Source organism: Bradyrhizobium sp. AZCC 2230 (genome assembly GCF_036924495.1).
GTDB lineage: Bacteria > Pseudomonadota > Alphaproteobacteria > Rhizobiales > Xanthobacteraceae > Bradyrhizobium > Bradyrhizobium rifense.
Genome location: NZ_JAZHRS010000001.1, coordinates 2,075,656 through 2,088,748, shown reverse-complemented (window position 1 = coordinate 2,088,748; position 13,093 = coordinate 2,075,656). Strand labels below are relative to the sequence as shown.

General features: G+C 63.9%; 15 protein-coding genes, 1 tRNA gene and 2 pseudogenes. 12 read left to right on the top strand and 6 right to left on the bottom strand.

Annotated elements, in window-relative coordinates; all coding sequences use genetic code 11:
* The first annotated feature begins 4 nt into the window (after positions 1-4).
* From V1280_RS10160 to V1280_RS10150, 3 genes are all read left to right on the top strand, one after another.
* Positions 5-802 (top strand): NUDIX hydrolase, encoded by a 798-nt coding sequence (locus V1280_RS10160; protein ID WP_334522518.1) that lies wholly within the window; start codon positions 5-7, stop codon positions 800-802.
* Between the two features lie 80 nt (positions 803-882).
* On the top strand, positions 883-1,797 hold the full coding sequence (locus tag V1280_RS10155; protein ID WP_334522515.1) for a DMT family transporter: 915 nt from the start codon (positions 883-885) through the stop codon (positions 1,795-1,797).
* 90 nt (positions 1,798-1,887) lie between these two features.
* Complete coding sequence (locus V1280_RS10150) at positions 1,888-4,575, top strand: PAS domain S-box protein (protein WP_334522512.1); 2,688 nt, start codon at positions 1,888-1,890, stop codon at positions 4,573-4,575.
* A 60-nt stretch (positions 4,576-4,635) separates the two neighbouring features.
* Here V1280_RS10150 and V1280_RS10145 read toward each other — a convergent pair.
* A pseudogene (locus V1280_RS10145) lies at positions 4,636-4,990 on the bottom strand (GrlR family regulatory protein).
* Between the two features lie 263 nt (positions 4,991-5,253).
* Between V1280_RS10145 and V1280_RS10140 the strand changes: the two are divergent.
* On the top strand, positions 5,254-5,751 hold the full coding sequence (locus V1280_RS10140; RefSeq protein ID WP_334522509.1) for a hypothetical protein: 498 nt from the start codon (positions 5,254-5,256) through the stop codon (positions 5,749-5,751).
* Positions 5,752-5,796: 45 nt separating this feature from the next.
* Here the strand turns inward: V1280_RS10140 and V1280_RS10135 are convergent, their stop codons facing one another.
* Entirely contained in the window at positions 5,797-6,183 is a 387-nt protein-coding gene (locus V1280_RS10135; protein ID WP_334522506.1) for a VOC family protein, read from the bottom strand.
* Between the two features lie 152 nt (positions 6,184-6,335).
* Between V1280_RS10135 and V1280_RS10130 the strand changes: the two genes are divergently transcribed.
* The 3 genes from V1280_RS10130 to V1280_RS10120 all read left to right on the top strand — a co-directional run bounded on the left by V1280_RS10130 (position 6,336) and on the right by V1280_RS10120 (position 7,741).
* Complete coding sequence (locus tag V1280_RS10130) at positions 6,336-6,890, top strand: hypothetical protein (protein ID WP_334522504.1); 555 nt, start codon at positions 6,336-6,338, stop codon at positions 6,888-6,890.
* A 162-nt stretch (positions 6,891-7,052) separates the two neighbouring features.
* Entirely contained in the window at positions 7,053-7,508 is a 456-nt protein-coding gene (locus tag V1280_RS10125; protein ID WP_334522501.1) for a hypothetical protein, read from the top strand.
* Between the two features lie 156 nt (positions 7,509-7,664).
* Positions 7,665-7,741, top strand: a tRNA-Arg gene (locus V1280_RS10120).
* A 51-nt stretch (positions 7,742-7,792) separates the two neighbouring features.
* On the opposite strand, the gene V1280_RS10115 is transcribed toward V1280_RS10120, so the two are convergent.
* Both V1280_RS10115 and V1280_RS10110 read right to left on the bottom strand, forming a co-directional pair.
* Positions 7,793-7,945 carry a hypothetical protein gene (locus tag V1280_RS10115; protein WP_187437379.1) on the bottom strand — a complete coding sequence of 51 codons (153 nt, stop codon included), beginning with the start codon at positions 7,943-7,945 and terminating at the stop codon, positions 7,793-7,795.
* A 64-nt stretch (positions 7,946-8,009) separates the two neighbouring features.
* A complete protein-coding gene (locus V1280_RS10110; protein WP_334522497.1) occupies positions 8,010-9,014 on the bottom strand; it encodes an AraC family transcriptional regulator in 1,005 nt (334 codons plus the stop codon).
* Positions 9,015-9,047: 33 nt separating this feature from the next.
* Here V1280_RS10110 and V1280_RS10105 point away from each other — a divergent pair, with 33 nt between their 5' ends.
* Entirely contained in the window at positions 9,048-9,377 is a 330-nt protein-coding gene (locus V1280_RS10105) for a hypothetical protein (protein ID WP_334538639.1), read from the top strand.
* 94 nt (positions 9,378-9,471) lie between these two features.
* Here the strand turns inward: V1280_RS10105 and V1280_RS10100 are convergent, their stop codons facing one another.
* Positions 9,472-9,753, bottom strand: coding sequence for a hypothetical protein (locus tag V1280_RS10100; RefSeq protein ID WP_334522494.1), 282 nt, complete (start codon positions 9,751-9,753; stop codon positions 9,472-9,474).
* 333 nt (positions 9,754-10,086) lie between these two features.
* On the opposite strand from V1280_RS10100, the pseudogene V1280_RS10095 reads away from it, so the two are divergent.
* Positions 10,087-10,170 (top strand): annotated as a pseudogene (locus tag V1280_RS10095) (host attachment protein); the annotation flags it as partial.
* A 43-nt stretch (positions 10,171-10,213) separates the two neighbouring features.
* Here the strand turns inward: V1280_RS10095 and V1280_RS10090 are convergent.
* The gene (locus V1280_RS10090; protein ID WP_148776994.1) at positions 10,214-10,477 is read right to left on the bottom strand and encodes a hypothetical protein; all 264 of its coding nucleotides are present in this window, start codon (positions 10,475-10,477) and stop codon (positions 10,214-10,216) included.
* Positions 10,478-10,782: 305 nt separating this feature from the next.
* Between V1280_RS10090 and V1280_RS10085 the strand changes: the two genes are divergently transcribed.
* From V1280_RS10085 to V1280_RS10075, 3 genes are all read left to right on the top strand, one after another.
* Positions 10,783-11,229 (top strand): hypothetical protein, encoded by a 447-nt coding sequence (locus V1280_RS10085; protein ID WP_148776995.1) that lies wholly within the window; start codon positions 10,783-10,785, stop codon positions 11,227-11,229.
* A gap of 88 nt (positions 11,230-11,317) precedes the next feature.
* Positions 11,318-12,211: a DMT family transporter gene (locus V1280_RS10080; protein WP_334522486.1), complete on the top strand. Its 894-nt coding sequence runs from the start codon at positions 11,318-11,320 to the stop codon at positions 12,209-12,211.
* Positions 12,212-12,299: 88 nt separating this feature from the next.
* Positions 12,300-13,043, top strand: a complete 744-nt coding sequence (locus V1280_RS10075) for a hypothetical protein (RefSeq protein ID WP_334522483.1) — start codon at positions 12,300-12,302, stop codon at positions 13,041-13,043.
* Positions 13,044-13,093: the final 50 nt, after the last annotated feature.

Genomic DNA, 13,093 nt, shown 5'->3' with positions numbered 1-13,093 from the left:
TTGAATGCCCGAGACATCAGCATCACGCCCGGCCTCGACGATCCTCCTGCTGCGCGATGGCGCAGCAAAGGAAGTCGAGATCTTCATGATGGTCCGCCATCATCAGATCGAGTTCAACTCGGGCGCGCTGGTGTTTCCCGGCGGCAGTGTCGATGCCGGCGATCAGGAGATCGTCAAGCGGTCCGACCTCTATTCGGGCGGCGAGGGCCTCAGCGAAGCCGACCGTGGCTTCCGCATCGCTGCGATCCGCGAGACGTTTGAGGAAAGCGGCATCCTGCTGGCGCGTTCGAAGGGCTCGAACACGCCGATCGATGCAAAGCGCGCCGGCGAGATCGCCGACGCGCATCGCGTTGCGCTCAACGAGCACAAGATCAGCTTCCTCAGCATCCTCGCCGACAACGGCCTCCAACTCGCGCTCGACACGCTCGTGCCCTACGCACACTGGATCACGCCGGAGGGCATGCCGAAGCGCTTCGACACCTGGTTCTTCCTGGCCGCAGCGCCGCCCGACCAGCTCGGCGCGCATGACGGGCGGGAGTCGACCGACTCGATCTGGGTGTCGGCACGCGAGGCAGTGGAGGGTGGTGACAGCGGCCGCTTCAAGCTGCCGTTCCCGACCACGCGCAACCTGATCCGGCTGGCGAAGCAGCCGACCGTGAAGTCTGCGCTCGATCATGCCAAGGGCATGTCCATCGTCACGGTGATGCCTGTGATGACCAAGACCGACACTGGCCGTCAGCTCCGGATTCCCCGCGAAGCCGGCTATGACGGCGAGGTGTTCGAGGTCGGGGCGGTCGGCTAGGACACTTCGACACCGAGCGAAGTATTGGCGGCCGCAGACGCGCTAGGTTCCGTCCATCGCGAATGGACGGGATGCATCCGATGGACAACCGGCAGGATACCAACATCGCCGTCGAGCTGGCGCTGCTGGTCGCGCTCGCAACGCTCTGGGGCGGATCCTACACCTTCATCAAGCTCGGCGTCGCCACCATCCCGCCGGTCACGCTGATCGCCGCGCGCACGACGATTGCAGGCCTGCTGCTGCTCGCGATCATGTGGGCGAGGGGCGTCAGGATGCCGACGGACGGGCCGACCTGGCAGCGCTTCGCCTTCCAGGCCGTGCTCAACAGCGTGATCCCCTGGACCCTGATCGCCTGGGGCGAACGTCATGTCGATGCATCGCTGGCCACCATCCTCAACTCGGCCGGACCGATCTTCACCTTCCTGCTCACCGCAATCGTCACCCGCCATGAGGCCACGACGGCGCGAAAACTGTTCGGCGTGGTCACCGGTATGGCCGGCATCCTGCTGATCGTCGGCGTCGATGCGTTCCGTGACATCGGCAGCGGCCTCGTCGCGGAAGCCGCGATCGTTGCTGCTACCATCTGCTACGCCTGCGCCGCAATCTTCGGCCGGAGCTTCAAGGGCCTCGATCCCTTGGCGCCCGCGGCCGGCTCGTTGCTGGCGGGCGCGGCCGTGCTGATCCCGGGCTCGCTCGTGCTCGAACAGCCCTGGACGCTGTCGCCGTCGCTGAGCTCGGTCCTGGCGCTGCTTGCGCTGGCGGTGTTCTCGACCGCGGCGGCGTTCGCGATCTACTTCCGCCTGATCCAGACGCTCGGCTCGGTCGGCACCACCGCCCAGGCCTATCTCCGTGTCCCGATCGGGGTCGCCATCAGCGTCGCCTTTTTGGGGGAAACCCTGAGCCAGACCGCCTGGATTGGCCTGGCCTGCGTCGTCCTCGGCGTTGCCGCCATGACGATCCCGGTCCGGCGCCCGGCCGTCGCTAAACCATCATGAAAAACAGCCCGTTCCGGCCGGCGGAGGCATGTTCCCCCGGAGGGGCGATACAGCGTATATTGGGGGTGTATGGAGTCCGGTTCCGCCCCAATGCCCGTCGAAACGCCACCGAATCCGCCGCCGAAGCGATCGTTTTCGCTGTCGATCGGCCAGATGACGTTCGGCAGTTTCATCCTGGTGCTGGCGGTGATCATCGTCACCTCGACCGCCAGCGTGATCGCGATCCGGCATATCGACGCCACCTTCGCCGAGCTGCAGCGGCTCCAGAGCGTCGGCGATCTCGCCGAAGATATCGACCGCCGCATGAACGATTTGCGGCTCGCCGCGCGTGACTTCGTCACCGATGCCGGCGCCGGCATCCAGTTCCAGCAGGTGGGCGAGGCCGCCTCGACCCTGAGCGACATCCTCAAGAAGACCCGTATCGATCTTGCCCCCGAGCAGCAGGACATGATCGACGGCGTCTCCGAGCGGCTTGCGACTTACCGCAGCGGGCTGCAGCGGATCTCGACCCTGATCGATCGCCGTTCGCAATTGCTCGCCGGGCTGCCGCCGCTGCGCGATCAGTTCGACGCGGCGGTCTCCGAAAGTGGGGACCGGGATCTCGCCGCCCGCCTGTCGGAGGCGCAGAGCCGGATCGCGCTTGGGCTGCTTGCACGCAATCCCTCGGCTGCCGAACAGGCCGCGCAGGGCATGCGGGCGATGGATATCACCGATGCTCGACTGAAGTCGGCCGTGAACAATTACGCCGATGCCCTCGTCGCGGTCGCCGTCCGCGAACGGCAGATCGCCGATATCGACCGCGAGGTGCTGGGAACCGAGGGCCGTTTGATCGGCCGCGTCACCGAATTGCTTCGTGACGTCAGTGACCGCCGCGGCCATGTGCTGTCGCGCGATTTTGCCCGGACGCTTGCCGAGGCGCGCTGGCAGAGCATCGTGCTCGGCAGCATGGGTGTGTTGATCGGCATCCTCGCCGCCGGCTTCGTGGTGCGTCGGACGGTGCGTCCGCTGGCCCAGATCGCGCGCTCGATCCGGGCACTCGCGGCCGGTGAGAAAAGGACCTCGATCCCGTCGGCCGATCTCGACAACGAGATCGGCGACATCGCGCGCGCGGCCGAAGTGTTCCGCCGTGCGCTGGAGGAGGCCGACACGGCGCGCGAGGCGGCGGTGCGGGCGCTCACCGAGCAGCGGCTGGCCGAGGAAAGCTATCGCAAACTGTTCGAGGGCTCGGTCGACGGCATCTACGTGACGACACCGGCCGGCGATCTCCTCAACGCCAATCCGGCGCTGGCGCGGATGATGGGCTATGACAGCCCGCAGCACCTGATCGACAGCATCAACGACATCGCCCGCACCATCTACGTCGATCCCGCGGCACGCGAGGAGTACCAGCGGCTGATGCACCGCGACGGCATGGTGCGTGAGTTCGAATATCAGGTGCGCCAGCGCAGCGGCGACATCCTCTGGCTTTCCGACAGCGCGACCGGCGTGCGGGACGAGCAGGGCAGGATCGTCCGCTACGAGGGCACGCTGCGCGACATCACCGACCAGAAGCGGGCGGAAGACGCCATCGCCGAAGGCCGCCGCCTGCTCCAGCAGGTCATCGACACTGTGCCGGCCGTCATCAACGTCAAGGACCGCGACCTCCGTTACGTGCTGATGAACCGCTATATGGCCGGCATCTTCGGCATCGAGCCCGGCGACGCGCTCGGCCGCACCACCGCCGATCTGATGTCGCGCTACGGCGCGGCCAAGACCGACGAGAACGACAAGCGCGTGCTGAACTTGAGAAAGGGTCTTGGCTTCTACGAGGAGGAGTACAAGGACGCGTCCGGCAACATGCGGCAATGGCTGGTCAACAAGCTGCCGCTGCTGGATGCCGAGGGCGAGATCGAGCGGATCGTCACCGTGGCGCTCGATATCGGCGAGCGCAAGCGCGGCGAGCAGGAGATGCGGAAGGCCAAGGACTCCGCCGAGACGGCGCTGCGCAATCTGCGCGAGACCCAGGCTTCGCTGATCGAGGCGGAAAAGCTCGCAGCCCTCGGACGCCTGGTTGCCGGTGTCGCGCACGAGGTCAACAATCCCGTCGGCATCAGCCTCACGGTCGCCTCTGCGCTGGAGCGCAAGACGGCGATATTCAGCGCCGAGGTCGAGCGCGGCGAGCTTCGCCGCTCGACGCTCAACGATTACCTCAACACCAGCCGCGACGCGTCCTCGCAGCTCGTCTCCAATCTCAACCGCGCAGCCGAGCTGATCCAGTCGTTCAAGCAGGTCGCGGCCGACCGCAACTATTCGGACCAGCGCAGCTTCGACCTCGCCGACCTCACCGAGCAGGTGGTGATGAGCCTGCGTCCGGGCCTGCGCAAGCAGAACCTGACGCTCAACGTCGAGTGCCAGCCCAACCTGACCATGAACAGCTATCCCGGTCCGTACGGCCAGGTGCTGACCAATCTGTTCCTGAATTCGGTGGCGCACGCTTTCCCGGACGGACGTCCGGGGATCATCGACATCAGGGTGCGCGAGTCCGGCAAGGACAATGTCGAGATCATCGTCGCCGACAACGGCTGCGGCATGAGCCTCGACGTGCGCCGGCGCGCCTTCGATCCGTTCTTCACGACGCGGCGCGATCAGGGCGGTACTGGTCTCGGGCTGCACATCGTCTATAGCATCGTGACCAACCGGCTCGGCGGGCGGCTCGACCTCGATTCCGAGCCGGGCGAGGGGACGCGCATCCAGATGATTCTGCCGCGCACGGCGCCGCTGGAGCAGGCCGCCGAATAGCATCTATTGTTTGAGCATGATCTTGTCGGAAAACCGCTACACACTTTTCCGGATCATGCTCTAGTCGGCCTCTGCGAGCTTGTGCAGCGTGGCGCCGAAAATCAGGCTGGCCTTGCCGACCAGCGCCGTTCCCGTCATCTCCGCGCGGGTCTCCGTGTAGGTCCCGCCTGACGCCGATGCCGACCGGGGCTGGGCCGCCGAACAGCGGGTTGTCATCGCCCCGCGGCGAGGTGTGCCGCTGCACCAGCACTTCGCCTTTGAAGGTGTGGTCGTCCTTCACGACGTAGCTGCCGGTGTAATAGAGGTAGGCATCGCCGCCCAGGATCTTGCCGTCGCGAAAAAGAATCACGCCGCTGCCCTTGCCGACTCGACCATCGAGCAGGCTCACGTGAATCGAATAGAGGCCGTTCTTCATAACGCCCCGTCGGCCGGCCGCCATCGCCCAACGGCGTAACCGGTGAAGCTTTTATGCCAAAGCGCAACCCCTCGCGCAACGCGGCAGTTTCGCCGGCGGTGGTGTCCCATGCCGGCACGCGAACCGTAATTGTCCCAGCTTGTGTGTGACGCGGTTATGACGGTCTCATCATGTTGCGAGGCCAGTCGTTGCGAATCAGAGTTGGCCCGCGAAATGCATAAACCATTGTTGCACTGGCCGCGGGGTGCTGGAGCAAGACGAACGTGAGCAACTGGATCGAATCCGGCGGCGATGAGCCGCGTCTGTACAGTGCGCGTCCCACGAGTTGCGAAACACAACGACGGCGGATCGGCCGTCCCATACGGTGGCGAAGCGCGGCAAGTCTTGCTTGTGCGCTGGCGCTGATCGCGCTGGTTGCCCCGGTCGGGCACGCACGCGACCGCGGCCAGTTCGTCAACACCAGTACGGAGCTGAAAGCCTGGTTCGACGGCTTGCGCAGCGCCAAGGGGCCATGCTGTTCCGATGCCGACGGCTCGGCGATCTCGGACTCCGATTGGGAGAGCAAGGACGGGCACTATCGTGTCCGCATCCCGCGCCTGGGCTACGTGATCGAGGGCCGGGAGCAAGAGCTCGTCTGGGTCGACGTGCCCGAGGAGGCCGTGATCTCGGAGCCGAACCGGGTCGGACGCACCATGGTCTGGCCGATCTACGGCTACATGGGCGTCACGATCCGATGCTTTATGCCCGGCAGCATGACTTAGCCGGGCAAGAGCACGCCCGGCTTCGATATCGGATGCGGCGCTCCGTCAGGTATATTTCTTGTCGCGCTCGAGGAGCTCGATGGAGATGCCTTCGGGGCCGCGGATGAAGCAGATGCGGACGCCGGGCCGGATCGTGGTCGGCTCGCGGGTGAACGTCACGCCCTTGGCCTTGATCTCGGCGGCGACGGCGTCGATGTCTTTCACCGTGAGCCCGAAATGGTCGAGGCCCTGATGGGGATGTGGGGGCGGCGCGCTGACGGTGCTCTCGCCTTCCAGCGGCGCGATGAAGATTCTTGCGCCGCCGAGGTTCACGTCGATGCGTCCCGGCGCGCGCACGATCTCGCCGCCGAGGATGTCGCGCAGCCAGGCCGCGGTCGTTTCCGGATCGGGGCTGCGCAGATGGATGTGATCCCAGGTGACGACGACTGGCATTTCAATTCCTCCCGATAGGGTCTTCGCGATGTTGCCGCGCATGTTAGCGATCCCGACCGACGATCGCCACCGTGGCTCCTATCCGTGATTCGCGCCGTTGCGGGAACCTTAGTCCGTCTCACGGATTGAGGAAGGAGGCGAGTGACGCACCCATGAACGCAGGGTTTGGCCGGACCGGACTGGGAAGCTTCGCTGGGAATGGCGAGGGCCCGCCACGGCTCCAGACTACAAGCGTCTGGCTCAAGCGAGGCCTGTTGTGGCTGCTGGCGGCGCTCGTGGTTGGCGGTGCCGTCTGGCTGCTGATGCCGCCCTCCGAAGGCAATGTCGCGCAAACCGAGCCTACGAATTTGGCGCTGGCGAGCATCGATCCAGCTCCCCCGACAAGCGCCTCAGATACCTCCGCTGGGGAGGCCGCCGGGCTCGACCGGTTGAAGATCTCATCGCAGACTTGGCGGCGCGGCGGGCTCGGCTCGAAGGCGCTGGTGACCTTTACCGTGCGAAATGACAATGACTATGCCGTAAAGGATGTCGAGATCGTCTGCGCCTTCACGCGGCGCGACGGCAGCCATCTGACCGACCGCAGCCGCGTGCTGGCCGATATTGTCGGCACGAAGAGTCGCAAGACCTTTGCGCGCGTCCCGGTCGGATTCGTCAATGTGAATGCCGATCAGGTGATGTGTTCGCTGGTCACCGCGCGGCGCGCCTAAAGGGCCACGCGTTCCGCTAGCGAAAAAGTTACCGTCCTTGCCCCTTGGCCAAAAATCTTGGCGTTGCCATTTGAACCAAACGGCTGGGCCCAGGAACCAATTATAGGATCGCCTGTTAAGGCGGATAGCCCTTGCGGGGATGCGGGGGGCGGAGCGCGGCCAATGCCCATCTTTCGTTATTTCATGTTCGTCGGTGGGGCGCTGCTCGCCCTGTTGTTCGCGGCCGATTTCGTTTGGCCGCCGTCGCCGGTTGCGCAGTCCGTTGCGACCGCGGGTTATGACCAGCCGCTGATCCGGATCCGATCCGATCGTCATCTGCCTGATCGCGTGGTGCTTGACACCAGCCAGCCGACTATTGCCGCGCCGGTGACGAAGACGGCTGCCGTCGCGGCGCCTCAGCCGACCGCGCAAGCGGACCCATTGGCTGACATGTCGGCAAAGGCGCGGGTGCGCGAGACCTTCGCCCAGTTCACGCCCAAGACCCAGGCTCCGCAGGCTCAGGCCCCGGTTCAGTCCAAGCGCAAGGTGGTTCGGGCGCGCCCGGCGCCGCAGCGCGGCCAGCCGATGATGCTGGTGGCACAGCAGCCGCATTTCGGACTTTTCAACACGACCTGGTAGCAGCGCGCCTTTGCCCCGCCTCGATAAAGGCGGGGAGGGCTTTTTATTGTCCGACCTCTCTGCTAATTCGAACCAATCCGAACGTCGCAGGTCAGCTGGCCCGCCAGCCTGTGTCCGCGGCGCTTCGGTCGTGGCCCAATACCAGGGGTCATCAGGGCGCTCGTAGCTCAGCTGGATAGAGCATCGGATTTCGATTCCGAGGGTCGGAGGTTCGAATCCTTCCGAGCGCGCCATTTGTCAGGCCAGAGCCTTCAGGTCTGACCGCTTCAATCCGCAAATCTCGCCTACTTGCCCTGGATCTTCAGTCCGTTGGGGCCAACGTTGATCTGGAGGCCGTCAGGCTGCTTCTTCGCCTGATAGAGATTGTAGCCAAGTACCCCCGCCGTCACGACCAACGCGCCAATAATCAGAAACAACAAATTGCGGCTGATGGACATGCGTTTCCTTTGAACCAAGGTTGCCGACAGTGAATAAAACCCGCGCAGCGTGTGCGCGGGGGCTTCAAAACTGTCCGGCACTGGCAACGTGGTTCATGAGCACTTGTTCCGGAGCAACCGTATGCGAGCGAGCCCGCGCCAGAGTGTCCGAGGGCGTTTCGTGGAAGGTCGCGCGGTAAGCCGCGGCAAACTCGCCGAGGTGATGAAAGCCCTGAGCGCGCGCGCACGACGCGACCGATGCGCCACCGCTCCTGAGAAGCTGCGTGCGGGTGGCCCACAACCGCTTCAGGCGGATGTATTGATGCAGGCTCATGCCGCGCACCTTGGCTACTGCACCGCCGAGAGTCCGGATCGAGACGCCGAACTCGCCAGCGAGATCGGCCGTATAGATTGGGGCGGTCGGATAGGCCGCGACGTAATCGTCGATCCGCTGCACGAGCCTGGCAGATCGCGCGCCTGCATTCGCGGCGCTACGCTCCCACAACGGGTTCGTTCGAAACAGGTCATCGAAGGCGAGCAGCAGGCCCTCCTGGAGATGGGCGGCGGCTTCCGTGGTCGCGAACATGCGCGGCGCGATCGATGCGGTCCTGAGGATGTCTTGCACAAGCTGTCGCGCGTAGAGGTGAGCGACGGGGTCTGCGATGCGAACCCACAACGCGTCGGCGCGATCGAACCAGCCGCGATCCCTGAGCGTGGGCGAGAACATGATCAGCGCATGATGATTGATCTGGGGCTCGACGAAATGGCAGTCGTGGTTGCCGCGCAAGGCAATGAAGAAGCGCGAGTCGAGGTCCATTCCGCTCGAGCTGGCGCGCAGATCATTGCTCATCGGCAGGATCACCATGCCGCCCGGCGCGCGGTAGGCGGTGTCAAGGATGCGGGCAAACGATCTTGCGACGATGATCCTGCATGCCGGCAGGTTCACGACCGCCCGCGCGGCTGCGAAATTGGCGACGTCGAGCGGAATGCTGCGGGCGTCTTCCAGCGACTCAGCCGGTCGAAACGCGTCGACGTCGGTAAACCGGATCAACTGGAGTGCGGAGGACGGGGCGAGAGCGTCGAAGAACATGCGTCTGGCCGGATGCTGCAATGTGACAATAAAATGAACGTCGGTACATGGCCATCAATGGCGAAACACGACGATTCAGTAAACAGGATTCAGTGCCGTAATATTGCGGACATCATGCCACGAGGGGCGATCAGATCGATGTCACCATCAACGGTCTTTGCTCATCGGCTGACCGGTGGCGAGGTCAATGAAATGGAGCCTCGTGCAGGCAGGGCAGGCGAAGGACTCGCAGCTTCGCCCCTCGTGTCCCTGCTGCTTCTCGAGATGGGTTTGCACGTTCATGCCCGTCTGCGGGCACCGGAAAACAATCAGATCGGCCATCGGTGCAGCATGACGGCACGACGAATTTCATCTTTGATCTAGATCAGTTTTGGAGTCGCTTCAGTGTAGGCGCGATCGTGCATCGACAAGCCATGGCCTCGCAAAAGCGAAGGGGCCCTCGAGGGCCCCTTCGAAATCACCAGCGGCGATAGCGTGGCCCGTAGTAGCGGGGGCCATAATAGCGCGGCCCATACCCATAATATCGGGGTCCGTAATAGGGCGCCGGCGCGCCGTAATAGCCATAATAGTTCGGCCGCCAGAAACAGCGTCCCCAGGCGTCGCAGACCATACGGACCTGCTCGACGTCCGAGACCTGCGGTGCCACAGGTGCAGGCCCGATGGGCATGGCGGACGCCGCCGGCGATGCCATGAGGGCACCGAACAAGGATGCGGCGACGAGGCCAATCTTTGGATTCATGATGTCTTCCTCTGCTTACGCGATACAGATATCGAAGTTGTTCTGATCAAATTGTGGCAGAACCGAAATGTAATGCTGATGAATAAATCTTCAGCCCGCCCGCCGCAGGCCTGACCCCAACTCCGCAAGATTATCGTAGGTTCTCGCGTGTGACCAATGCTGCGACGGCCCCGCAGGACATCGCTGGTATTCTTGATTCTGCGCAATTTGCCGGCGCGGCATCGTCCGTAATCTTGTCATCGTGGACGATCCTTCGCTAAATTCGAAGAGCGAGCAGTGCAATGAACAAAGACGAGGATCGGCAAGGGCGACTGGCTCGTCGTGTGCGACGAACGCAGATCGCTCCGGGGCGAGGTCGGCAAGGACCTCGCGAAGCTGCCGGTCTATGAGATCGAGAAGCAGGTGCTGCCGTCGGGGCCGTCGGTTAGGCCGCCCGCCGCAGGAGCACGCCGCGGCGCCCTCAGTAGCAGGGGTGCCGCCGGCCGTCCTGGCCGACATAGGCGGCCGCGCTCTGGTAGCAGTGGTTGGTCGACGGGCCATCGTAGAATGCGAAGGTGCCGGGAGTGATGCCCGGGCCGTAATTGTGCAGATAGCTGATCGGGTAGGGCAGCGGGTTGGCGTGGTAACGGTGGTACCGATGATGTCCCCGTGCCTCCGCAAGGCCAGGGGCTAGGATTGCGGCCGACAGGGCAGCAACCGCGGCTACAAGCTTCAACTTGCTCATCTCGATTCTCCGGAACCCGCGCAAATAAGTCTGCTATCTATAACCACTTCGGGCCGCCGGGGCACCCGTCCGGGGCCCGGAAATCGGGGCCAATCCAGCCGATTCCCGGGTGGGTGTGACAGAATTGCCGGAACTGCGGTCGAAGCCTGCCCATTTTTAGCCTTTTCGGGATGCTTAACGAATTCCCCACACAAGTATGGCCAAAGAGAATCCGGTCAAAGATTCCTTCCGCCGGCCCCTTGGGGTTTTTTTGGGGGCTCTTCGAGGCCAGTCCGTTCCTGCAAGGTTTTCGCCGTCACGCTGCCATGCGCATCACGCTCCTCAGCCTGCTGTTGCTCTTCGTCGCTGCCGCCACGCCGGCGCGCGCGGAGCTGCACATCACCCGTGACCATGGCGGTTACGTCGAGGAGTACAAGGTCAAGTACAAGCGCGTCCGCGACAAGGGCGAGCGGGTCATCATCGACGGCATCTGCAACTCGGCCTGCACGCTGGTGCTCGGCATCGTGCCGATGAACAAGATCTGCGTGACGCCGCGCGCGAGCCTCGGCTTCCATCAGGCCTATTACGACAAGGCCTTCACCTTCGGCATGAAGATCACCAGCGCGGAAGGGACGTCCGACCTGATGTCGTACTATCCTGATACGGTGAAGGACTGGATCCGCCGCAATGGCGGGCTCACCACCGACATGAAGAAGATCAAGAACGGGGTCGATCTCTGGAAGATCATCGATCCCTGTCCGGAAGAATGGTGATCGGCTGATCTGAGCCGCGTCTTCCTCGCAGCGCAGCATCCGAAATTCGCATTGCCGCACCGCCGCCGCTCGGGCAATGAGAGCGGCAATGAATCAAAACCAGGAAAATCTGGACCAGGAAAATCTGGCCGCGCGGGCGGCGCCGGTGCTGTTCGTGCTGCTCTGGAGCACCGGCTTCATCGGCACCAAATACGTCATCAACAACGCCGATCCCTTGACCTATCTTGCCATCCGCATGGCGGTGGTGGTCGGCTTGATGACCATCATTGCAGGCGTTGCCCGCCCGAAATGGCCTGACCGCATCGGCATCGCCCACAGCGCAGTCGCCGGTATTCTCGTTCACGGCTTCTATCTCGGCGGCACCGCGATTGCGATCGCGCATTCGATTCCGGCGGGACTCTCCGCGCTCATTCCAGGCCTGCAGCCGATCCTGACCTCGACCATCGCCAACCGCTGGCTTGGCGAGAAGGTGACACCGGTGCAGTGGGGCGGTCTGCTGCTCGGTCTAGGCGGCGTGGCGCTGATCCTGCACAATCGCCCCATGACCGGCGAGGCCGGACTCGGCTGGCTCGCCTCGGTGGTCTCGCTGATCAGCATCACGCTCGGCACGCTCTATCAGCGCCGCTACTGCAACCACATCGACTGGCGCGCCGGCAATCTCGTTCAATATGTGGCCGTCACGATCTTCTTCACGGCCGGCGCGTTCCTGTTCGAGGACCGTGTCGTGCACTGGACGCGGGAGTTCGTGCTAGCGCTCGGCTGGCTTGCGGTCGCGCTCTCGATCGGATCGATCGGCCTCTTGTACTGGTTGATCCGCCACGCGGCGGCGACGTCGGTGGCGAGCCTGTTCTATCTGGTGCCTGCGGTGACCGCGCTGATGGCCTATCTGCTGTTCGGCGAGAAGCTCGATGCGCTGGCGATCGCCGGCATGGCGATGTGTGCGGCCGCCGTGTTCGTAGTCAACCGGCGCTTCGGCACCTAGGCCCCGCCGCCGGAATACATCCCTGACGTGCGGGGGGCGCCGTGTTAGGCTGACCGCATTTCAGCGGCCCTTTCACACGGTGATTTCCATGAAGAAGGCAAAGCGCGCACTGCTCGGCAGGTCCCTGAAGCCGGTTCGGATCGCCTGCATCAACTACGCCAGAAAGACGATCAGGGACCGCGAGATGAGCCAGCTCACCGCGGCGCTCCAGAAGTGCTACGACAAGCATTTTCTGCCGGTGTGGGGCTATCCGGTCGACCTCTACGTCACGCGCAAGCCGAAGGCGACCGACTGGCAGCTGGTCTATTTCGACGATGCCTTGCACAAGAACATGCTCGGGCGCCATGAGCTGACGCATCGCGGCCAGCCGATCTCGAAGATCTTCGTCAAGGCACTGGGCGAGGAGCCGGTCAGCGTGGCGGCCTCGCACGAGCTCTTCGAGATGGTGCTCGACCCCATGGCCAATCTCTGGGCCGACCAGAATCGGAATACCCAATATGCCTATGAGGTCTGCGACGCCGTGGAGGAGGACTCCTTCGACGTCGACGGCCTGCCGATGTCGAACTTCGTCTATCCGTCATGGTTCGAGCCCTTCAAACATCCCCGCGGCACCAAGTTCGACCACAAGGGAACGCTGAAGGCGCCGTTCTCGATGACCGAGGGTGGCTACGTCATCAAGAAGGTCAACGGGAGGAAGGTGATCAAGGCATTCGGCTCACCCGCAAAGCGTCGGCGCTTCAACGCCGAAGACCGGCGCGGCCATCGCAGCGAGTTTCGCGATCCGAAGGGAAAGCACCACCCGGGCCGGCGCGCGTCGAAGCGGAGAGGGTAGGGCCTGTCGAGGAGACATCTCCGGGCGCGACCGCACCCGGAGACTCGCGC

What these genes read in the sequence shown, in the direction of transcription:
- V1280_RS10075 (WP_334522483.1), top strand. Translation starts at nt 12,300, where the DNA reads ATGAAGAAGGCAAAGCGCGCACTGCTCGGCAGGTCCCTGAAGCCGGTT.
- V1280_RS10160 (WP_334522518.1), top strand. Translation starts at nt 5, where the DNA reads ATGCCCGAGACATCAGCATCACGCCCGGCCTCGACGATCCTCCTGCTG.
- V1280_RS10100 (WP_334522494.1), bottom strand. Translation starts at nt 9,753, where the DNA reads ATGAATCCAAAGATTGGCCTCGTCGCCGCATCCTTGTTCGGTGCCCTC.
- V1280_RS10125 (WP_334522501.1), top strand. Translation starts at nt 7,053, where the DNA reads ATGCCCATCTTTCGTTATTTCATGTTCGTCGGTGGGGCGCTGCTCGCC.
- V1280_RS10155 (WP_334522515.1), top strand. Translation starts at nt 883, where the DNA reads ATGGACAACCGGCAGGATACCAACATCGCCGTCGAGCTGGCGCTGCTG.
- V1280_RS10090 (WP_148776994.1), bottom strand. Translation starts at nt 10,477, where the DNA reads ATGAGCAAGTTGAAGCTTGTAGCCGCGGTTGCTGCCCTGTCGGCCGCA.
- V1280_RS10110 (WP_334522497.1), bottom strand. Translation starts at nt 9,014, where the DNA reads ATGTTCTTCGACGCTCTCGCCCCGTCCTCCGCACTCCAGTTGATCCGG.
- V1280_RS10130 (WP_334522504.1), top strand. Translation starts at nt 6,336, where the DNA reads ATGAACGCAGGGTTTGGCCGGACCGGACTGGGAAGCTTCGCTGGGAAT.
- V1280_RS10135 (WP_334522506.1), bottom strand. Translation starts at nt 6,183, where the DNA reads ATGCCAGTCGTCGTCACCTGGGATCACATCCATCTGCGCAGCCCCGAT.
- V1280_RS10080 (WP_334522486.1), top strand. Translation starts at nt 11,318, where the DNA reads ATGAATCAAAACCAGGAAAATCTGGACCAGGAAAATCTGGCCGCGCGG.
- V1280_RS10085 (WP_148776995.1), top strand. Translation starts at nt 10,783, where the DNA reads ATGCGCATCACGCTCCTCAGCCTGCTGTTGCTCTTCGTCGCTGCCGCC.
- V1280_RS10150 (WP_334522512.1), top strand. Translation starts at nt 1,888, where the DNA reads ATGCCCGTCGAAACGCCACCGAATCCGCCGCCGAAGCGATCGTTTTCG.
- V1280_RS10105 (WP_334538639.1), top strand. Translation starts at nt 9,048, where the DNA reads ATGAACGTCGGTACATGGCCATCAATGGCGAAACACGACGATTCAGTA.
- V1280_RS10115 (WP_187437379.1), bottom strand. Translation starts at nt 7,945, where the DNA reads ATGTCCATCAGCCGCAATTTGTTGTTTCTGATTATTGGCGCGTTGGTC.